Annotated in this window: 20 protein-coding genes; 9 read left to right on the top strand and 11 right to left on the bottom strand. The window is 65.9% G+C overall.

Going from position 1 to position 17,994, the window contains the following annotated elements:
* Nucleotides 1–28: 28 nt before the first annotated feature.
* Both ACZZZD_RS05370 and ACZZZD_RS05365 read right to left on the bottom strand, forming a co-directional pair.
* Complete coding sequence (locus tag ACZZZD_RS05370; RefSeq protein ID WP_463433306.1) at nt 29–961, bottom strand: NAD(P)H-dependent flavin oxidoreductase; 933 nt, start codon at nt 959–961, stop codon at nt 29–31.
* Nucleotides 962–1,065: 104 nt separating this feature from the next.
* Complete coding sequence (locus ACZZZD_RS05365; protein WP_463436089.1) at nt 1,066–1,644, bottom strand: endonuclease domain-containing protein; 579 nt, start codon at nt 1,642–1,644, stop codon at nt 1,066–1,068.
* Nucleotides 1,645–1,805: 161 nt separating this feature from the next.
* Between ACZZZD_RS05365 and queF the strand changes: the two genes are divergently transcribed.
* Together queF and ACZZZD_RS05355 are read left to right on the top strand one after the other, a co-directional pair.
* A complete protein-coding gene (queF, locus tag ACZZZD_RS05360) occupies nt 1,806–2,267 on the top strand; it encodes a preQ(1) synthase (RefSeq protein ID WP_463436088.1) in 462 nt (153 codons plus the stop codon).
* A 298-nt stretch (nt 2,268–2,565) separates the two neighbouring features.
* Nucleotides 2,566–3,441, top strand: a complete 876-nt coding sequence (locus tag ACZZZD_RS05355; protein WP_463433304.1) for a DUF817 domain-containing protein — start codon at nt 2,566–2,568, stop codon at nt 3,439–3,441.
* On the opposite strand, the gene ACZZZD_RS05350 is transcribed toward ACZZZD_RS05355, so the two are convergent.
* Both ACZZZD_RS05350 and ACZZZD_RS05345 read right to left on the bottom strand, forming a co-directional pair.
* Nucleotides 3,413–4,075: a DedA family protein gene (locus tag ACZZZD_RS05350; protein WP_463433302.1), complete on the bottom strand. Its 663-nt coding sequence runs from the start codon at nt 4,073–4,075 to the stop codon at nt 3,413–3,415. The genes ACZZZD_RS05355 and ACZZZD_RS05350 overlap by 29 nt on opposite strands.
* A gap of 72 nt (nt 4,076–4,147) precedes the next feature.
* A complete protein-coding gene (locus ACZZZD_RS05345; protein WP_463433300.1) occupies nt 4,148–4,741 on the bottom strand; it encodes a nitroreductase family protein in 594 nt (197 codons plus the stop codon).
* 45 nt (nt 4,742–4,786) lie between these two features.
* On the opposite strand from ACZZZD_RS05345, the gene ACZZZD_RS05340 reads away from it, so the two are divergent.
* Both ACZZZD_RS05340 and cysE read left to right on the top strand, forming a co-directional pair.
* A complete protein-coding gene (locus tag ACZZZD_RS05340; protein ID WP_463433298.1) occupies nt 4,787–5,413 on the top strand; it encodes an NUDIX domain-containing protein in 627 nt (208 codons plus the stop codon).
* 20 nt (nt 5,414–5,433) lie between these two features.
* Nucleotides 5,434–6,261: a serine O-acetyltransferase gene (gene cysE / locus ACZZZD_RS05335; RefSeq protein ID WP_159844961.1), complete on the top strand. Its 828-nt coding sequence runs from the start codon at nt 5,434–5,436 to the stop codon at nt 6,259–6,261.
* A 12-nt stretch (nt 6,262–6,273) separates the two neighbouring features.
* Here the strand turns inward: cysE and ACZZZD_RS05330 are convergent, their stop codons facing one another.
* From ACZZZD_RS05330 to ACZZZD_RS05320, 3 genes are all read right to left on the bottom strand, one after another.
* Nucleotides 6,274–6,426, bottom strand: coding sequence for a hypothetical protein (locus ACZZZD_RS05330; RefSeq protein ID WP_463433296.1), 153 nt, complete (start codon nt 6,424–6,426; stop codon nt 6,274–6,276).
* Nucleotides 6,423–6,656, bottom strand: a complete 234-nt coding sequence (locus tag ACZZZD_RS05325; RefSeq protein WP_463433294.1) for a hypothetical protein — start codon at nt 6,654–6,656, stop codon at nt 6,423–6,425. Before ACZZZD_RS05325 ends, ACZZZD_RS05330 begins: the two co-directional genes overlap by 4 nt.
* Before the next feature lie 106 nt (nt 6,657–6,762).
* Nucleotides 6,763–8,838 (bottom strand): TonB-dependent siderophore receptor, encoded by a 2,076-nt coding sequence (locus ACZZZD_RS05320; protein ID WP_463433292.1) that lies wholly within the window; start codon nt 8,836–8,838, stop codon nt 6,763–6,765.
* A gap of 48 nt (nt 8,839–8,886) precedes the next feature.
* Here ACZZZD_RS05320 and ACZZZD_RS05315 point away from each other — a divergent pair, with 48 nt between their 5' ends.
* On the top strand, nt 8,887–10,092 hold the full coding sequence (locus tag ACZZZD_RS05315) for a DUF1624 domain-containing protein (protein WP_463433290.1): 1,206 nt from the start codon (nt 8,887–8,889) through the stop codon (nt 10,090–10,092).
* Between the two features lie 85 nt (nt 10,093–10,177).
* Nucleotides 10,178–10,387: a DUF3126 family protein gene (locus tag ACZZZD_RS05310; protein WP_463433288.1), complete on the top strand. Its 210-nt coding sequence runs from the start codon at nt 10,178–10,180 to the stop codon at nt 10,385–10,387.
* A 26-nt stretch (nt 10,388–10,413) separates the two neighbouring features.
* Here the strand turns inward: ACZZZD_RS05310 and ACZZZD_RS05305 are convergent, their stop codons facing one another.
* Nucleotides 10,414–11,214 carry a DUF4198 domain-containing protein gene (locus ACZZZD_RS05305; protein ID WP_463433286.1) on the bottom strand — a complete coding sequence of 267 codons (801 nt, stop codon included), beginning with the start codon at nt 11,212–11,214 and terminating at the stop codon, nt 10,414–10,416.
* A gap of 124 nt (nt 11,215–11,338) precedes the next feature.
* On the opposite strand from ACZZZD_RS05305, the gene ACZZZD_RS05300 reads away from it, so the two are divergent.
* Nucleotides 11,339–12,037 carry an AIM24 family protein gene (locus ACZZZD_RS05300; protein WP_463433284.1) on the top strand — a complete coding sequence of 233 codons (699 nt, stop codon included), beginning with the start codon at nt 11,339–11,341 and terminating at the stop codon, nt 12,035–12,037.
* 62 nt (nt 12,038–12,099) lie between these two features.
* Here ACZZZD_RS05300 and ACZZZD_RS05295 read toward each other — a convergent pair whose 3' ends face one another.
* Together ACZZZD_RS05295 and ACZZZD_RS05290 are read right to left on the bottom strand one after the other, a co-directional pair.
* A complete protein-coding gene (locus ACZZZD_RS05295) occupies nt 12,100–12,342 on the bottom strand; it encodes a DUF2164 domain-containing protein (RefSeq protein ID WP_463433282.1) in 243 nt (80 codons plus the stop codon).
* Nucleotides 12,342–14,249, bottom strand: a complete 1,908-nt coding sequence (locus tag ACZZZD_RS05290; RefSeq protein ID WP_463433280.1) for an ABC-F family ATP-binding cassette domain-containing protein — start codon at nt 14,247–14,249, stop codon at nt 12,342–12,344. Before ACZZZD_RS05290 ends, ACZZZD_RS05295 begins: the two co-directional genes overlap by 1 nt.
* Before the next feature lie 150 nt (nt 14,250–14,399).
* On the opposite strand from ACZZZD_RS05290, the gene ndk reads away from it, so the two are divergent.
* Together ndk and ACZZZD_RS05280 are read left to right on the top strand one after the other, a co-directional pair.
* The gene (gene ndk, locus ACZZZD_RS05285) at nt 14,400–14,819 is read left to right on the top strand and encodes a nucleoside-diphosphate kinase (protein WP_426016316.1); all 420 of its coding nucleotides are present in this window, start codon (nt 14,400–14,402) and stop codon (nt 14,817–14,819) included.
* Nucleotides 14,820–14,968: 149 nt separating this feature from the next.
* Nucleotides 14,969–15,169 carry a YMGG-like glycine zipper-containing protein gene (locus ACZZZD_RS05280; protein ID WP_017504673.1) on the top strand — a complete coding sequence of 67 codons (201 nt, stop codon included), beginning with the start codon at nt 14,969–14,971 and terminating at the stop codon, nt 15,167–15,169.
* Nucleotides 15,170–15,246: 77 nt separating this feature from the next.
* Here ACZZZD_RS05280 and ACZZZD_RS05275 read toward each other — a convergent pair whose 3' ends face one another.
* The gene (locus tag ACZZZD_RS05275; protein ID WP_463433278.1) at nt 15,247–17,298 is read right to left on the bottom strand and encodes a M13 family metallopeptidase; all 2,052 of its coding nucleotides are present in this window, start codon (nt 17,296–17,298) and stop codon (nt 15,247–15,249) included.
* Nucleotides 17,299–17,994 lie beyond the last annotated feature (696 nt).

The following is a 17,994-nucleotide window of genomic DNA, read 5'->3' as shown; positions in this document are numbered from 1 at the left end:
ACGCGCGAGAAGCGGATTGGCGCCGCCTTTAGCGCGCCCCGGCCTTGATGGCGAATTCATCCGTCGCCTGAACAAACTCCTGCCGCAGGCGCGCGACCAGTTCGGCGGTCGGCAGGACGTCGTGGATGGCGCCCGCGCCCTGGCCGGCGGACCAGACGGTCTTCCAGGCCTTGGCCTCGTCGCCCATGTCCAGCTTGTGCTCGGGTAGGTGTTTCGGGTCGATTCCGTTTTCGATCAACGACTTGCTCATGAAGTTGGCCGGTATGCCCGAGACCGCCGGGGTGTGGACGATGTCGGTCGAGCCGCTGTCGATCACCATCTGCTTGTAGGCGGGCGGGGCCATGGCCTCGGTCGTGTTGATGAAGCGGGTGCCCATATAGGCGAAGTCGGCGCCCAGCATCAGCGCCGCCGCGACATCTTGTCCCGTCGAGAGGGCGCCCGACAGGATGATGGTCCCCTTGAAGAAGCTTCGCACCTCGTTGACCAGGGCGAAGGGGTTGATGATGCCCGCGTGGCCGCCTGCGCCGTTGGCGACCAGGATCAGGCCATCGACGCCCGCCTCGGCCGCCTTTCTCGCATGACGGATGTTGGCGATGTCGTGGAAGACCTGACCGCCATAGCCGTGAACCGCATCGACCACGTCGCGCACGGCGCCCAGGGAGGTGATGATCAGCGGCACCTTCTCCTCGACCGACACCATCATGTCGGCCATCAGGCGCGGATTGGTCGGGTGGACGATGTGGTTGACGCCGAAGGCGGCGGCCTCGGGCGTCAGCCGGCCCTTGATCTCGTGAATCCAGTCGCGATAGCCCTCGGTCGTGCGCTGGTTCAGCGACGGGAAGGTGCCGATCACGCCTGCATTACAGGCCTCGACCACCAGGTCCGGCCCGGAGACCAGGAACATGGGCGCCGAAATGATCGGCAGGATCAGACCTTTTTGCAGCGAAGCGGGAATGGCCACGGGCGTCTCCTGAAGTTTTCTTTCGCTACGCTTAGCGGGCTGTCGCGGGGGAAGGCAATCGGGAGGATTTCAGACGGTGGCGCGAAAAACAGAGTCTAATTCGTCTAATCTCGGGGGTGAGTTGAAATTGCACTTGCACGCGGGAATGGAGTGCAATGTGCAAGGACGTGCAATTTCGCGGGCGGGGTTGGGCTTCGTGAGTCCGACGTTTCGCCCTCTTGGCTGAAACCGCGCATTGTATGGGCGTCTGCGGGGGCGGTTGGTCGAATGACGCTGGTGGGCGTCAGGGCGTTGAAACGGCGGGAGAAGTTTTCGGGAAGAAGGATGGGGCGCCTCTTAATCCTCCCCCGTCGGGGGAGGGGGACCGCGAAGCGGTGGAGGGGGCCGATCGCGCACCTGCCGGTGAAGATGATCCACCACCGCCGCCATCTCGCCCAGCACATCCGTGCCGCGACCCGAACGACGGTGATCCCGCGCAGGTTTAGCCATTCCGTGCGGCGTCTGTCGTGTCCGACGGCGTCGGGCTGGGCATGGCTGTCGCCGTCCACCTCGACCGCCAGACGGGCGTCCTCGCAATAGAAGTCCAGGAGGTAGGGGCCGATGGGATGCTGGCGGCGAAAGCGTATGCCGTCGAGGCGGCGGCCCCGGATTTGGCCCCACAGCAGCACCTCAGGCAGGGTCATTTCACGGCGCAACTCGCGGGCGCGGGCGACGGTAGACTTGGGTGCATAGGTCATTTGCGTCCTCGACCGCGTGCGCGGCCGGCCCCCTCCACCGCTTCGCGGTCCCCCTCCCCCGATGGGGGAGGATTTTCATACGCGTCGCAAGCGCCTAAATGCGCCCCATGACCCACTATACCGACAACCTCAGCCAGCTCGGCGCCCAGACCGGCGCCCCGACCAGCCCCGAGACGGCCGTGCTGGAGCGGGTGCCGAACCCGCATGCGGACACGCTGTATCTGGCCCGGTTCACGGCGCCCGAGTTCACCAGCCTGTGCCCGGTGACGGGACAGCCGGACTTCGCCCACATCGTCATCGACTATGCGCCGGACGAGTGGCTGGTCGAGTCCAAGAGCCTGAAACTGTATCTGACCAGCTTCCGCAACCACGGCGCCTTCCACGAGGACTGCACCGTCGCCATCGGCCGGCGGCTGGCGGACCTGCTGGCGCCGAAATGGCTGAGGATCGGGGGGTATTGGTATCCGCGTGGCGGCATCCCCATCGACGTCTTCTGGCAGACCGGCGCGCCGCCGGAGGGGCTGTGGCTGCCGGATCAAGGCGTGCCGACCTATCGTGGGCGGGGGTAGGAGGATGAACAGGCGGCGCCTGTTCGCGGCGGCCGGCCTCGCCGTCGTGGTTCTGGCGGCCATCTATGGATGGCGCATGACGCAGAATGAGTACTGTAGAAGCTTGACCCAACGGGCGGAGCTGCGCGCTGGGGATGAGATCAATCGGAGTCCTTTGGGTCACTGCTACGTGGCGAAAGCTGGCCGCAGCGAGCCGGTCTGAGACTTTGACGGTTGGCATAGAGATGTCCTTGGAGGTCTGTGTGACCCCTCATCCGTCGGCCTTCGGCCGCCACCTTCTCCCGCAAGGGGAGAAGGAATGACGACTTACCGCCTTCCCCTCGAAGCCTGGGGCCGTCGTCTGATGACGCGCGCCGAGGTCTGGGCCGATCGATCCCGCCCGCGTCGTTACGCATACGAATTCCTCTGGTTCGGGCTGAAGCAGGGGTGGGCGTGTCTGTTCGGGGGGCTGATGCTGGGCTTGATCCTGGCGACCTTCCTATTCTGGCCGGAGGGGCCGCCGGTGTCGCGCTACGACTTTCTGGCGGTCGGGGCGGTGCTGATCCAGGCGGCGATGCTGGCCTTCAAGCTGGAGAGCTGGGAGGAGGCGCGGGTGATCTTCCTGTTCCATGTGGCGGGGACGATCATGGAGTTGTTCAAGACCGCGCATGGGTCGTGGATCTATCCCGAGGCCAGTCTGCTGCGCATCGGGGCGGTGCCGCTGTTCTCGGGCTTCATGTATGCGGCGGTGGGCAGCTATATCGCGCGGGTTCAGCGCATCTTCCACATCCGGGTGCGGGGGTATCCGCCGCTGTGGACGACCTGGGTGCTGGCGGCGGCGATCTACGTCAACTTCTTCGCTCATCACTGGCTGCCGGACGTGCGGATCGCGCTGTTCGCTGCGACCGTGCTGCTGTTCGGGCGGGGGTGGTTCTATTTCACCGCAGACAGCAGGCGGCGGTCGATGCCGTTGCTGCTGGGATACGGGCTGGTGGCGATGTTCATCTGGTTCGCCGAGAACCTGGGCACGTTCGGGCGGGCCTGGGTCTATCCGGGACAGGAGGCGGGGTGGGAGATGGTGTCCCTGGCCAAGCTGGGCAGCTGGTTCCTGCTGATGATCATCTCGGTCGTGCTGGTGTCGATCGTGCACCGGCCGGAGGAGGAGATCAGCGGCTCTCCAGCGCCCCGCGCATGACGGCGGACTTGCGGCTCATGCGGGCCTTGATCAGGCGATAGGCGACGGCGACGACCAGGATCGCCAAGGCGATGGCGCCGATCAGCAGGGTGGGGCCGTGGGCCTCGCTGAGGACCTCCATCTTGGCCAGGCCCTGAGCCGCCAGATAGCCGGGCGCCAGCATGGCCAGCACCCAGACGATGCCCGAGGTGACGTTGCCGAACTGGAACGACCGCTGGCGCATCCTGAGCATACCCAACGTCATGGGCACGAAGGCGCGCAAGGGACCAAAGAAGCGGCCGACGAAGATCGACATGATGCCGTAGCGACGGCAGTAGAGCCGGGTCCAGGCGATGCGGCGGCGGTGCGGCTTGAACATCGGGCGCTGCAGGAAGCGCACGCCCAGCCGACGTCCGGCCCAGTAGGAGACGGCGTCGCCGATCACCGCGCTGATGACGCAGCCGCCGATGACGCTGACGGGATCCAGCACGCCGGCCGCGATCAGACCGCCGGCGGCGATCAGGAGGCCGGTGGCGGGCACGAAGGCGCCGATCACCGCCAATGACTCGACGAAGACGACCAGGCCCAGCAATAGGCCGGCCCACATATGGTTGCGGGCGATGAAGTCGCCCACGGCTTGCAACAGGGAATCCATACGTGGGCCTTGGGGGAGGAAGGCGGGGTCGGTCGAGGGCTAACCGGCGCGGGGCGACCTTATGTCACCGGCTTACGGCAGGCGTGTGACCTTGGCGGCGATGTCGGGGCGGGGGCGCTCAAGAGGCGGCTCGGTCAGGGTTCCGATATGGATGAAGCCGGCGACGGTTTCGCCCTCGGTCAGGCCGAACAGCCGGGCGGCCTGGGCGTCATAGCTGTACCAGTCGGTGATCCAGCTGGAGGAATAGCCGAGACCGCCGGCCGCGTGTTCCAGGTTCATGCACACCGCCCCGGCCGACAGCTGCTGCTCCCAGATCGGCTTGGCGTCGGGGATGGGGGTCGAGACGACCAGGATGGTGAGGGGCGCGGCGGTCAACTTGGCCAGGACGGCCTGATCCTTGGCCGGTCGGTTGTGCAGTTCGGCCAGCACCGCGAGCCGTTCGGCGATCTCGGCGCGCGATTGCGGCCCCATGACCACGAACCGCCAGGGGAACAGTTTACCATGGTCCGGGGTGCGGGCGCCCAGGGTCAGGATCTGCTCCAGCTCCGCCTCGGACGGGCCGGGCGCGACCAGGGCCTGGGCCGGGGCCGAACGGCGCGTCGCCAGCCGGTCGAGAAAGGCCTGTGACGGAACGGGCAGGGGCAGCGGTTCGTTGAGCGCGGTCATGCCGTCTAGCTAGGTTTTCGCCCCCGGCTTCGCCATAGGTGACTCATGAAGATTTCCGACGAACCGAAATGGGCGAAGGGCCTGTCCAAACCGCCGGCGTGGCGCAGCGACGGGACCAAGACCCTGTTCGACAGCCCGTGGCTGGCCCTGACCCGGCATGCGGCGACGGCGCCGACGGGGCATGCGGCCGACTATGCCGTGGTGCGGTTCAAGAATGTGGGGACCGGCGTCCTGCCGGTGCATGACGACGGCACCGTGACCCTGGTGGGTCAGCAGCGGTTCGCCCTGGCCAACTACTCGTGGGAAATGCCCGAGGGCGGCGCGCCGCTGGACGAGCATCCGTTCGACGGGGTCCGGCGCGAACTGGCCGAGGAGGCGGGGCTGGAGGCCGAACACTGGGCGCCGGCCTTGACGGTCGAGATGTCCAACTCGGTCACCGACGAGATCGGCAAGACCTGGATCGCGTGGGGTCTGACGCCTGCGCTCACCGCGCCGGACCCGACCGAGATCATCGCGGTGGTGCGCGTGCCCTTCCTGGATCTGCTGGACGAGATCGGGCGTGGCACCGTGCGTGACAGCCTGACGGTGGCGACGGCGTACAAGGCCTATCATATGGCGATGAACGGCGAACTGCCGCCGGCGCTGGCGCAGGCGATGTTGGGGCGCGTATGATGAGTACGAAGGAGCCGGTCATGGCCAAGCTTGAAATCGTCGCGGAAACCGAAACCGACAGCGTGTGGCGCCAGCTGCGCGCCTCGGCCGAGGCTGCGTCGCGCGAGGAGCCGCAACTGGGCTCGCAGATGAATGCGGTGATCCTGTCGCACGACGATCTGGCCGGCGCGCTCAGCTTCCAGATCGCGCGCAAGCTGGCCGACGGCGAGATGAGCGCCATGTCGGTGCGCGAGGTCTGCCTGTCGGCGTTCAAGGCCGATCCGGTCATGGTCGAGGCGGCGGAAGCGGACTTGCAGGCGGTGGCCGAACGCGACCCGGCGATCCGCAATCTGTTGCAGCCGTTCCTGTATTTCAAAGGCTTCCAGGCGCTTCAGGGCTGGCGCGTGGCGCACTGGCTGTGGGGGCAGGGGCGCGAGACGCTGGCCTTCCACTTCCAGAGCCGGATTTCGGAGCTGTTTCAGGTGGACATCCATCCGGGCGCGCAACTGGGCAAGGGTCTGTTCCTCGACCACGGCACCGGCATCGTCATCGGCGAGACGGCGGTGGTCGGCGACGACGTCTCCATGTTGCACGGCGTGACCCTGGGCGGAACGGGCGCGGATCGCGGCGACCGTCACCCCAAGATCGGCAAGGGCGTGCTGCTGGGCGCCGGGGCCAAGGTGCTGGGCAACATCCACGTCGGCGACTACGCCAAGGTGGCCTCCGGCTCGGTGGTGCTGAAGGCCGTGCCGTCCGGCTGCACCGTGGCGGGGGTGCCGGCCCGGCTGGTCAACTGCCCGACCAACGCCGAACCGGCCCGCACCATGGATCACACCCTGGCCGACGTGGTGTACGACTTCGTCATCTGACGACGAGCATAGTCATTTGGCCGGTGCGACCAGCTGAATTTCCACCGTCTTGTCGACGTAGCCGAACTTGTCGAACACGCGACCGACCATGATCGCTGCGACGAGGATTGCGAGAGGTCCGCCCACGCCTGCCCCAATCAGAAAGGTCCGTGTCTTCGCTTTCACGCGGAGATGTCCTCTGAAGCCTTCCTTTTAGGCAGGACGACGATGAGGACCACAAACATGAGGAAGGCGAGGATTGTCAGCGCGCCGAGCAGTTTTGCAAGTTCGAACGCAAAGTTTGCGATCCCGCCGAAGCCAAGAACGGCGCACGCGAAAGCTGACACCATCGCCATGACGCCGACCACGAAGCCGACGATCGAAACGATGAGCGATGTTCGGACGATAGGGTGCATTCACCGTCTCTCTTGCTGTTCAGCGCGAAGCCGTTGTGAAACTCCTAGTGGCGCTTAACAGGCTTTGGACGCGTGTCCAGTGCGGCTACGCTTCATACAGGCAGCCTCACAGGGCGATCCTGAGCGAGGCGCGCACGCTGCGGGGCGCGCCGGGGAAGATCCACAGGGCGCTGTAGGAGCTGGCGGCGTATCGCTCGTCGAACAGGTTGTCGACCTCGATCCGGGCCGTGACCTGGGGCGTCAGGCCGTATTCCAGCGCCGCCTTGGCCTTCCAATAGGCGGGCAGGCGCACGGGGTTCAGCGTCAGGGCGCCGGTTCGATCTCCGACGTAGGCGGAGCCGGCCATCACCGACCAGGTCGTGCCGTGCGCCGTGTCGAACCGGCCGATGGCGAACAGCGAGCCGGACTGTTCGGGCACGTTCAGCACGGCGTCGGTGGCGAAGGCGCTGTCGTCGGCCTTGGCGTCGGTCCAGGCGTAGTTGGCCACCACCTGCCACGCGTCGTCGATCCGCAGGGATCCGTCCAGCTCTATCCCGCGCGTCGTCAGCTTGCCGACCGGGGCCAGGTAGTTGGGATCGATCGGGTCGGTGGTCAGGATGTTCGACTTCTCGATGTCGAAGACGGTGGCGGCCAAATCCAGCCCGTCCCAGGCGCCGGCCAGGCCGATCTCGTAACCCTTGCCGTCCTCTGGCGCGAAGCCTGAACCGTCGCGACCTGTCCCTGAGTTCAGCACGAAGGACTGGCCATAGCTGGCGTGGGCAGTCAGGTTGTCGGTCAGGCGATAGCGAGCGGCGAAGCGGTATTTCAGCGGCGTGTCGCGGGCCTCGCCGATGCCTCCGGTGCGGTTGTTGCGGATGGTCTGGTCGTAGTCGTCGAACCGTAGGCCGGCCAGCAGGCTGAGGCGGTCGTTCACCTCCCACAGGTCCTGAGCGTAGAGGGTGACGACCTCGCGGGTTTCCAGATTGTCGGTGAAGGGCAGGGGCGTCGGCGGCGTCACCGCGCCATAGACGGGGTTGAAGACGTCGATCGGATAGGGATTGGCGGCGGTCGGATTGATGCGCAGCCATTTCTCGCCATAGGTCAGCTGATAGGCCTTCACTCCGAAGCCGAGGTTGTGGACGCCTAGGCCGGTCGCGACTACGCCGTTCAGCTCCAGCCGGGCCGACAGGTCCTCGACCGTAAAGTCGCGGCCTCGGCGTTGGCGCCACAGCGTGTCGCCGACCAGGCGAGAGTGATCGCTGGACAGGCCCTTCAGCGAGCCGCCGCGCCAGGCGATGCCGCCGTTCAGGCTCCAGTCGTCGTTGATGCGGTATTCGCCGGTGATCTGGTGCCGTTCGTTGCGGAACCGGGTCACGCCGTCGCCGGGCTCGCCGTAATAGTTCGATTCCGGCAAGGCCAGGGCGTCGCCGTCGATCGCCGGCATCCCCCGGTCGAACAGGGTGGTGAAGGTCGTGAACTCGCCCACATAGGTCAGGCGCAGGTCGTCATTGAGCCGCCAGGTCAGGGACGGGGCGATCACCGTGCGGTCCAGGCCGACATGATCGCGCCAACCGGTGCTGGTCTCGCCCGCCACCACCAGCCGTCCGGCCAGGGTGTCGCTGATGGGGCCCGTCAGGTCCAGTTCGCCGCGCGTCAGACCGAACGAGCCGACCGTGGCGGTGAAGGTGGCGGCGGTGGCGAAACGCGGGGTCTTGGACACGATGTTGATCCGTCCCGCCGGGTCGATGTCGCCAAACAGGGCGCCGGACGGCCCCTTCAGCACCTCGATCCGTTCGGCCGTGGCCGGATCACGCGGCGGGGCCATGCCGCGATTGGCCAGGAAGCCGTCGACGTAATATTCCGCGCCGCCGTCTGGCGTGCCCAGGAAGCCGCGGATGGCGAAGTTGTCCATCACCCCGCCGCGATTGTTCTGCTGGCTGACGCCGCTGACCAGTTCCAAGGCGTCGGCCAGACGCGTAGCCCCCAAGGCCTTGATCAGATCGTTCTCGATGGAGCGGCTGGACGGCGACATCGCCTCCGTCACCGGCCCGGCGCCCAGGGTCAGGTCGCGCGGCGCCTGACGACGGCCCAGGACGACGATCTCGCCCACCGTCTGCGGTTCGACCGCCTCGATTAGTGCAGGGGCGTGGGCGTTGGCGGCGACCAGCAGGCACGCGCCGGCGCAGCTCATGAGGAGGGACAAGGCAGACTCCGTTTGTAACGTTATAATATATCGGCTATCCGCTCCCGCATGACGATGTCAACCACTGCAACGCCTGTTCCCGCCTTCGCCCCTCCGATCACCGCCATGGTCCGATCGGTCGGTCGGATCCGATCCATCGACGCCCTGCGTGGGCTGGTGATCCTGCTGATGCTGGTCGATCACACGCGGGAGTTTTTCTTCTTCCACGCCCAGGTGCCGGACCCGATGAACGTGGCGGAGACGTCGCCCGACCTTTTCTTCACCCGGCTGTCGGCGCATTTTTGCGCGCCGATCTTCGTCGCCCTGACCGGCCTTGGGGCGTGGCTCTATGGGAACAAGCAGGCGGTGGGGGAGAGTGGGGCCAAGGCCGCGTCCGGCTTCCTGTTCAAGCGCGGCCTGTTCCTTGTGGCGCTGGAGTTGACGGTTGTCAGCTTCGCCTGGAGTTTTTCGTTCACGCCCGAGATCATCTATCTGCAGGTGATATGGGTCATCGGCCTGTCGATGATCGCCCTGGCCGCCCTGGTGCATCTTCCGAAATGGGCGTTGATTGCAGTCGGACTGACCCTCGTGCTGGGCCACAATCTGCTGGATCCGATCACCATCGCGGCGGGTCAGCCAGGGCATCTGCTGTGGGCCATTCTGCATGACCGCAGCCTGATGGACATGCCGTGGGGCGGACAACTGCGCACCTCCTATCCGCTGTTGCCATGGATCGGGGTGGCGACGCTGGGGTACGCCATCGGGCCGTGGTTCGTCGGCGAGCAGAGGACGCGGCTGCGGCGGCTGGTGCTGCTGGGGGTGAGCGCGCTGGCGCTGTTCGTCGTGTTGCGGACGATCAACGTTTATGGCGATCCGACGCCCTGGGCGGAGCAGGCGACACCGATCCAGACGGTGATGAGCGTACTGAACCTGACCAAATATCCGCCGTCGGCCGACTTCCTGCTGCTGACGCTGGGCGTCGGGGCGCTGATCCTGGCGGGGCTGGAGAAGGCGCCGGGTCGGCTGGTGGGCTTGCTGGCCGTGTTCGGCGCAGCGCCGCTGTTCTTCTACATCCTCCACATCTATGCGCTGCACCTGCTCAATCTCGCGGCTCTGACCGCCTTCGGTCCCAATCAGGAGGATGGCTTCGCCGTGCCGGGCGTCGGATGGCTGTGGTTCCTGGCGGCGGTCCTCGCTGTGCCCTGCTGGTTCGCCTGTCGCTGGTTTGCGCAGGTGAAGCGCAACAGTTCGCAGTGGTGGATGAAGTATCTCTGAAACGGGAAAATGCGCGTCACCGGTTTCCCTGAACGGCCGATGTCTCTAGGGTCCGCCGCCAACGTTCAGACCATGAGGCCCCCCCGTGAAAGACACCGACCTGAAGCGCATCGAGGCCCACCTCAAGCGCACCTTCAACACCGGCGGCATCATCCTGAAGGCTCGTCCCAAGCAGAACAACTCGGCCGAGGTCTATGTCGGCGACGAGTTCATCGGCATCGTCTTCGAGGACGAGGACGAAGAAGGCTCGTTCATGTTCGAAATGGCGATCCTGGCCGAAGACCTGCCGGAATAGAGACTGTCACCCAACGGCCCTGACCTTCAGTCCGCGTGGGCGATGAAGGTCAGGGTGTGGGTATAGCTGCGATACGGCGTCGGGGCACCGGCGGGTGAGGCCACGCGGTGGCGGACCTGGGTCATGTAGGCCCCCGGTTCGGCTACCTTCAGCGTCACCAGGCCCGAGGGGTCGGTGGTCAGCTCCGCCTCGATCTTCCTGCCGTCATATTGGCCGGCTTCGCGAAAGACGGTGACGGCGGCGTTGGCGACCGGCTGGCCGTCGAACAGCAGGCGCAAGGGCGCATCCTCGCCCGCCACGATGTCGTTGGGCTGGATCAGAGGCTGAAGCTCAAGTCCTTGGCCCGAGGGCTTCAGAGCCGCATCGTCGGGATCGCCGCGCACCACATAGACGTCGGCGGTGGTGATGCTCTGAACATCGACCAATTCGGCGCCGGGCGGGGGCACCTCGTCCTCTTCGCCGACCATCTTCCAGCCGGACGAGGTTTCGTACATCTTGGCCGCACGGCCCTCGCGTGCGCCGGACGACAGGCGATAGAGGCCGTCGACCGGCGTCGGGGCCTCGAACACCGCCAGGTCGCGCAGATAGGTCACGGCGGTGATCGGCGTGTCGCCGTTGGGGCCGACGATGTGGAAATGGTCGGAGCGCATAACCACCTCGGCGTTGAACACATCCTCGGTGAAGGCGGCCTCGACCGTCACATGATCGCGGTTGGTGGCGTCGAAGACATTGGGCCGAAGATAGGGCGAGTGGGCCTGGGCCGCGCCGGCGCTCCAGACCGCGAGCAGGCTGGCCAGCAGGCCGGCGTGGATGGTGGTTCTGGCCATGGCCGCGCTCCTCAGTTCGCGGGTACAATATAATATTGCGAGGCGTTTGCAATATTATAGACTTGCGCGACCGACTGTCGTTCGCCCAGGCTAAGCTTTCCAGAAATCTTCGTTTGAGGTCTCCATGCCCGTAAAAACCGTCGCCGAGTTCGTCGCCGCCTACAAGGAGAAGGACGTCAGCACCGAAGCCTTCGAACTGGAGAACCAGTATCTGCTGGAGGTGCGGCTGGACGGGTCGGTCTGGGCCAAGTCCGGAGCCATGGTGGCGCGGACGGGACAGGTGAAGTTCACCCGCCAGGGCCTGATGGAGCAGGGCCTCGGCAACCTGCTGAAGAAGGCCGTCAGCGGCGAGGGCATGGTGCTGATGAAGGTGGAGGGCCAGGGACGCGTCTATCTGGCCGACACGGGTAAGAAGATCACCCTGCTGCGGCTCGCTGACGAGACCATCTTCGTCAACGGCAATGATGTGTTGGCGCTGGAAAACGGCGTCAGCAACCAGATCACCATGATGAAGCGCGTCGCGGGCATGATGTCCGGCGGCCTGTTCAACGTGAAGCTGAGCGGCAGCGGCATCGTCGCCATCACCTCCCACTACGACCCGCTGATCCTCAAGGTCAGCGCGGCGACCGGCCCGGTCTTCACCGATCCGAACGCCACTGTGGCCTGGTCGGGAAGCCTGTCGCCGGAGATCGCCACCGACATCTCGTTCAAGACCCTGGTGGGCCGCGGCTCGGGCGAGAGCATCCAGATGAAGTTCGCCGGCGAGGGGTGGGTCGTGGTCCAGCCCTATGAGGAAACCTATATGCAGGCCGCCAGCAACTGACGGGGCGCGAGCGGGGCGCCTGTCGCCCCGCTCGCAGTTTGCATCGCCGACGGTGGTGATCCTTACCGGGACCGCTCCAGCCCATAGAGGGCCTCGACGATGTCTTCGGCCTTCTGCTGGACCAACTGCTGGGCGTCGTGGACGCCGCGATTGTAGAAGGCGCCGCCGATTTCCTTGCCGATGAAGTCCAGCAGCATCTCGGCGGACAGTTGTCCCAGTTCCTGATCCAGTTCGCGGGCGAAATAGTCGCGCAGCTTGCCGGTCGCGGCGGCGCGTTCGTCCTTGGAGAATTCGATCGGCTTCATCAGGAAACCTCGGCCAGGGCTTCCTCCGCTGCGACCCAGGCCGCTTCGGCCGTCGCGAGGTCGGCCTCGGTCTTGGCGCGGGCGCGTGTCAGGCCTTCCAGGGCTTTCGGATTGTTGACCGAGGCGGTGGCCATGTCGTCGTCGATGCGGGAAATCTCGGCGGTCAGGCGGGTCATGTTTTCCTCCGCCTTCTTGACGGCGTGACGCAGAGTCGAGGGCGAAGGGCCTGATCGCTTCTTGTTGCCCCTATCGTTCGCGCCGCGGGCGCTCTCTACTTGAGGGGCGCCGGAGGTGTCTTTTGCCTCTTCCTTCTTGATCTGGCTGGGCTTGGATATGGCGGCCTTGGCGCGATCCAGCACGAACTTGGCGTAATCCTCCATGTCGCCATCATAGGGTTTCACCGTGCCGTCGGCGGCCAGCCACAAACGGTCTGCAACCATCTCCATCAGCGAACGGTCGTGGGTGATCAGGATGACAGCGCCGGTGTAGTCGTTCAGCGCGTCCAGCAACGCCCGGCGGCTGTCGATGTCCAGGTGGTTGGTCGGTTCGTCGAGGATTAGGACGTGGGGCGCATCCATCGCCACCATGTTCAGCAGCAGGCGCGCGCGCTCGCCGCCCGACAGGCTGTCGACCGTGGTCTCCTGCTTTTCGTAGCCCAGGCCGAACTGGGCCAGTTTGGAGCGGCGGGCGCTCTCGGGCGCATCCGGCATGGCGCGACGGATGATCTCCAGCGGCGTGTCGGTCGGATCCATCGCCTCGATCTGATGCTGGTGGAACCAGCCGACGCGCATCTTCTTGTCGCGGTGCAGTTCGCCCTCGGACACGTTCAGGGCGCCGGCGATCATCTTGGCGAAGGTGGATTTGCCCGCGCCGTTGACGCCCAGCAGGCCGATGCGGTCGTCCAGGTCCATCCGCAGGTTCAGATTGCGCAGGATCGGCTTGCCGGTGTCGTAACCCACATTGGCCCGCTCCAGCCGGATCAGCGGCGGCGCCAGGGGGCGCGGCGGCGAGGGCAGGGTGAAGGGGGCGACCCGCTCCTCGATGGTGGTGGCCACCGGCTGCATCTTCTCCAGCCGCTTCATGCGCGACTGGGCCTGGGCGGCCTTGGAGGCCTTGGCCTTGAACCGATCGACGAAGGACTGAAGGTGGGCGCGTTCGGCGTCCTGCTTGGCCTTGGCCGACAACTGCAGCCGGGCCTTCTCGGCGCGGGCCTTTTCGAAGGCGTCGTAGTTGCCGGTGTAGAGGGTCAGGGTGTGGTTCGCGAGGTGCAGGATATGGGTGCAGACCTCGTTCAGCATCTCGCGATCGTGGGAGATGATCAGGGCGGTGTGCGGGTATTTCTTCAGCCGCGCCTCAAGCCACAGGGCGCCTTCCAGGTCGAGATAGTTGGTCGGTTCGTCGAGCAGCAGCATGTCCGGCTCGGCGAACAGGGCCGCCGCCAGCGCCACGCGCATGCGCCAGCCGCCCGAAAATTCGGACATCGGCCGGGCCTGGTTCTCCTGATCGAAGCCCAGGCCGACCAGGATTTCGGCGGCGCGCGCAGGCGCGGCGTCGGCGTCGATCTCGATCAGGCGGGCCCAGATCTCGCCCATCTCCTCGGGAGGCGCAGTCTCCAGCCGGCCCAGCAGGGTATGGCGTTCGACGTCGGCTTCCAGAATGGTGTCGATGACGCTGACCGGCGTCGCGGGGTGTTCCTGATCGACCGAGCCGATGCGGGCGGTCTTGGGCAGGCTGATCTCGTCGCCGGCGGCGTGAAGCTCGCCCAGGATCAGCTTGAACAGGGTAGACTTGCCGATGCCGTTGCGGCCGACCAGGCCGACCTTAGCGCCCGGCGGCAGGCTGACGGAGGCGTCCACGAGGAATTTGCGGCCCCAGGCGTTGAAGGTCAGGTCGGTGATCTGGAGCATTGCGACGAAGGTTCTTCGATTGAGCGACACCCCTCAATCGGCAAGTCGGCGTGCGACGTGCGTCAGGGATGCAAAAGGGACAGTTGGAAACTCGGGAGGTCGTCGCTATAAGCCCGCGACACTCAAACTCCCAACAAGAAGTCACTTTCCATGACCGAACGCACCTTCTCGATCATCAAGCCCGACGCCACGCGCCGCAACCTGACCGGCGCGATCAACGCCGTGATCGAAGGCGCCGGCCTGCGCATCGTGGCCCAGCGCCGCGTCAAGCTGTCGACCGAGCAAGCCCAGAAGTTCTACGAAGTCCACGCCGAGCGTCCGTTCTACGGCGAACTGGTCGAGCAGATGACCGCCGAGCCGGTCGTCGTTCAGGTGCTGGAAGGCGACAACGCCGTCGCCGCCTATCGCGAAGTCATGGGCGCCACCAACCCCAAGGACGCCGCCGACGGCACGATCCGCAAGCAGTTCGCCCTGTCGATCGGTGAAAACTCGGTCCACGGCTCTGACAGCCAGGACAACGCCAAGATCGAGATCGCCCAGTTCTTCACCGACGACCAGATCGTCGGCTAAGCGCTCAAGCCGCGAGGGACCGCGTCCCGAGCGTAGCGCAAGGAGGGAAGCCTCCCTCGCATAGCGTGACTATATAGGCCCGCGTCCGGAACCGGACGCGGGCCTTGTCGTTTGGTCCTCATCGTCTCATTCCCTCCCGGAGAAGAACCATGAAGACCATGATCAAACTGGCCCCCGTCATCGGCGTCGTGGCCCTGCTGGCCGCCTGCGGCCAGACGATGGAACAACGCGCCGCCACCGGCGCCCTGGGCGGCGCCGTCGCCGGTCAGGTCATCGGCGGCAACACGGGTTCGACCGTGGCCGGCGCCGCCATCGGCGCCGTCGCCGGCGCGGCGACCAAGCCCCGCTAAATCCAGGCAAAAAGCCCGGATGACAAAAAGGCCCGGAGCGTGCGCTCCGGGCCTTTTCTGCGTCTGAGATCTGGCGCTTACCAGATGCGGGCGCGGGCCTCGGGGGCGATATATTCCTTCTGGTCCGGCGAAATGCCGAAGGCGGCGTACCAGGCGTCGATGTTGCGCGGCGAGGTGGCGGCGCGCACCGAACCGGGCGAGTGCGGATCGGTGGTCAACTGCTCCTTCAGCGCCGCTTCGCGCGACTTCTCGCGCCAGACCTGCGCCCAGCCCAGGAAGACGCGCTGATCGCCCGACAGGCCGTCGATCACCGGGGCCGGCTGACCGTTCAGCGACTTGTGATAGGCGTCTAGCGCCAGCAGCAGCCCGCCCAGGTCGGCGATGTTCTCGCCCATGGTCAGGTCGCCGTTAACGTGGACGCCGGGGAGCGGCTCCAGACCGTCATAGATGTCGCCCAGCACCTTGGCGCGCGCCTCGAAGCGGGCGGCGTCCTCGGCCGTCCACCAGTCGCGCAGCACGCCGTCGCCGTCGGACTTGCGGCCCTGGTCGTCGAAGCCGTGGGTGATCTCGTGGCCGATGACCGCGCCGATGCCGCCGTAGTTGACGGCCGGGTCCGCCTTGGGATCGAAGAAGGGCGCCTGCAGGATGGCGGCCGGGAAGACGATCTCGTTGCGCGGCGGGTTGTAATAGGCGTTCACCGTCTGGGGCGTCATGCCCCATTCCAGCGGATCGACCGGCTGGCCGATCTTGCTGCGCTTGTAGGCCCACTCGAAGGCCGAGGATCGCTCGACGTTGCCGTAAAGGTCGTCGGCGCTCAGCTCCAGCCCGTCATAGGAGCGCCATTTGTCGGGATAGCCGATCTTCACCCCGAACTTGGACATCTTGTAGAGTGCCTGCTCGCGCGTGGGCTCGCTCATCCAGTCCAGGGTCTTCAGCCGCTCGGTCATGGCGGCGCGGATGTTGCCGACCAGGGTTTCCATCTGGGCCTTGGACGAGGCGGGGAAGTGCAGGCGGACATATTCCTGGGCCAGGACCTCGCCCAGCTGACCATCGACCAGGGCCACGCCCCGGTTCCAGCGGGGACGGTTTTCGGGCTGACCGCGCAGGGTCTTGCCGCGGAAGTCGAAGCGGGCGTCCACGAAGGCCTTGGACAGATAGGGGCTGGCCTGATCGACCACATTGAACGCCTGCCAGGCCTTCAGCGTCTCGATAGGGGTGTCGGCGAACACCTGGGCGATGCCGGGGATGGCGGTGTTTTCCATCAGCACCAGGGTGTCGACATCCGACACCTGAGCGCCGGCCAGGAAGCCGGACCAGTCGAAGCCGGGGGCCAGGGTCGCCAGGTCCGCGACCTTGGTCGGGTTGTAGAGCTTGTCGATCTGGCGACGCTCGACCGTCGTCCACTGCTTGTCGGCGACCTTGGTTTCGAAGGCCAGGATGTCGGCTGCGGCCTTGGCCGGATTGGTCCAGCCGATGGCGGTCAGGGTGGTGGTCAGATAGCCGAGATAGGCCTCGCGCTGGGCGGCGAAATCAGGCTTCAGATAGTAGTCGCGGTCCGGCAGGCCCAGCGATCCCTGACCCAGATAGGCCGAGTTCAGGTCGGGCTTCTGCAGGTCTTCGAAGACGTCGATGCCGAACAGCGAGGCGCCGAAGCCGGAGTGGCTCTCGCCCATCAAGCGGGCCATGCCGGCGTGGTCGCTCACGGCCTTGACGGCGGCGAGGTCAGCGGCGACAGGCGTCGCGCCTAACTGCTCGATCTTGGCCTCGTCCATGAAGCTGGCGTAGAGGGCGCCGACCTTCTGGGCGTTGGCGTTGGTGGGGTTGGCGGCGCTGGTCTCGATGATCGATTTCAGTTGGGCCTGGGCGTTCTCATACAGGACGTCGAACGGGCCGAAGCGGGCCTTGTCGGCCGGGATCTCGGTCGTGCGCAGGTAGGCGCCGTTGGCGTATTCGTTGAAGTCGTCGCCCGGATTGACCGCCGTGTCGCGACCCGCGAGGTCGAAGCCCCATGCGCCGAACGGGGAGGCGCCCGGCGCGCCGTGCGAGTGGTCCTGGGCCGAGGCCGCGCCGCCAGTCAGGGCGACGACGATACAGGCCGAGCAGGCGGCCATCAGACGAATGCGATTCATGAAAAAGACAGTCCCGATTTTGATCGGCGGCACCATCGCGCCGGTGCGGCGGTCTGTCGCATGACGTTTTTGTAATCTTCAAGGCCGGGCTGATCGAGGAACCCGGTCCGCCTACGTTCTAAGGCCCCAGCTTGCGATGGCAGGGATGCCGCCCGGAAGCGGACGCGCCTCTCCGTCAGGCTGTCATTGGCGAGACGCTCAGCCTGCGCCGAACCAGCGTCAATGACGCGTGCCAGACATTTCGGGCCGCCCGCGCCATCCGCACGGTGCGCGGGAACTGTGGTTCTCGACCGGGCCGTGCTGCCTCATAAGCCTGCTGCGAACGGCATGGGGCGGCCGATACGACGGCTATCGCGAAAGCAGCCCAGTCGGCGGCAGCCTGATGGTGAGATCACGCCGCCTCGCGTTCGGCAGCTTCCAGGACGCTTGTAGCCCGTTCGATTTCAGCCAGGGCGGCGCCGACGACTGAATCCATCTCGTAAGAGCTGGTGATACCCTGGATGAAGGGGGGTCGTCCCATAATGAAGGGAAGGCCGAGGCAGAACAGACGATCCTGACCCCCATCACCTGCGAGGGGATAAAAGCTGTCGTCGATGGCGATGCCTCCGGCCGTTTCGCCGTCAGGCGCTGAGCCGGCGTTGCGGATGAGGCCTTGCTGGCGCAGAGAGTGCGCAAACGCGGAAATGGCGCCACACT

This window comes from Brevundimonas sp. AC546 (genome assembly GCF_979258305.1).
This window is presented reverse-complemented; position numbering and strand designations above follow the sequence as displayed.

Bases quoted from the DNA above. Each gene is read 5' to 3' on its own strand.
- ACZZZD_RS05275 (WP_463433278.1), bottom strand. From the start codon at position 17,298: ATGAATCGCATTCGTCTGATGGCCGCCTGCTCGGCCTGTATCGTCGTC.
- ACZZZD_RS05365 (WP_463436089.1), bottom strand. From the start codon at position 1,644: ATGACCCTGCCTGAGGTGCTGCTGTGGGGCCAAATCCGGGGCCGCCGC.
- ACZZZD_RS05300 (WP_463433284.1), top strand. From the start codon at position 11,339: ATGCCCGTAAAAACCGTCGCCGAGTTCGTCGCCGCCTACAAGGAGAAG.
- cysE (WP_159844961.1), top strand. From the start codon at position 5,434: ATGGCCAAGCTTGAAATCGTCGCGGAAACCGAAACCGACAGCGTGTGG.
- ndk (WP_426016316.1), top strand. From the start codon at position 14,400: ATGACCGAACGCACCTTCTCGATCATCAAGCCCGACGCCACGCGCCGC.
- ACZZZD_RS05305 (WP_463433286.1), bottom strand. From the start codon at position 11,214: ATGGCCAGAACCACCATCCACGCCGGCCTGCTGGCCAGCCTGCTCGCG.
- ACZZZD_RS05355 (WP_463433304.1), top strand. From the start codon at position 2,566: ATGACGACTTACCGCCTTCCCCTCGAAGCCTGGGGCCGTCGTCTGATG.
- ACZZZD_RS05340 (WP_463433298.1), top strand. From the start codon at position 4,787: ATGAAGATTTCCGACGAACCGAAATGGGCGAAGGGCCTGTCCAAACCG.
- ACZZZD_RS05295 (WP_463433282.1), bottom strand. From the start codon at position 12,342: ATGAAGCCGATCGAATTCTCCAAGGACGAACGCGCCGCCGCGACCGGC.
- ACZZZD_RS05325 (WP_463433294.1), bottom strand. From the start codon at position 6,656: ATGCACCCTATCGTCCGAACATCGCTCATCGTTTCGATCGTCGGCTTC.
- ACZZZD_RS05315 (WP_463433290.1), top strand. From the start codon at position 8,887: ATGACGATGTCAACCACTGCAACGCCTGTTCCCGCCTTCGCCCCTCCG.
- queF (WP_463436088.1), top strand. From the start codon at position 1,806: ATGACCCACTATACCGACAACCTCAGCCAGCTCGGCGCCCAGACCGGC.
- ACZZZD_RS05345 (WP_463433300.1), bottom strand. From the start codon at position 4,741: ATGACCGCGCTCAACGAACCGCTGCCCCTGCCCGTTCCGTCACAGGCC.
- ACZZZD_RS05350 (WP_463433302.1), bottom strand. From the start codon at position 4,075: ATGGATTCCCTGTTGCAAGCCGTGGGCGACTTCATCGCCCGCAACCAT.
- ACZZZD_RS05290 (WP_463433280.1), bottom strand. From the start codon at position 14,249: ATGCTCCAGATCACCGACCTGACCTTCAACGCCTGGGGCCGCAAATTC.
- ACZZZD_RS05280 (WP_017504673.1), top strand. From the start codon at position 14,969: ATGAAGACCATGATCAAACTGGCCCCCGTCATCGGCGTCGTGGCCCTG.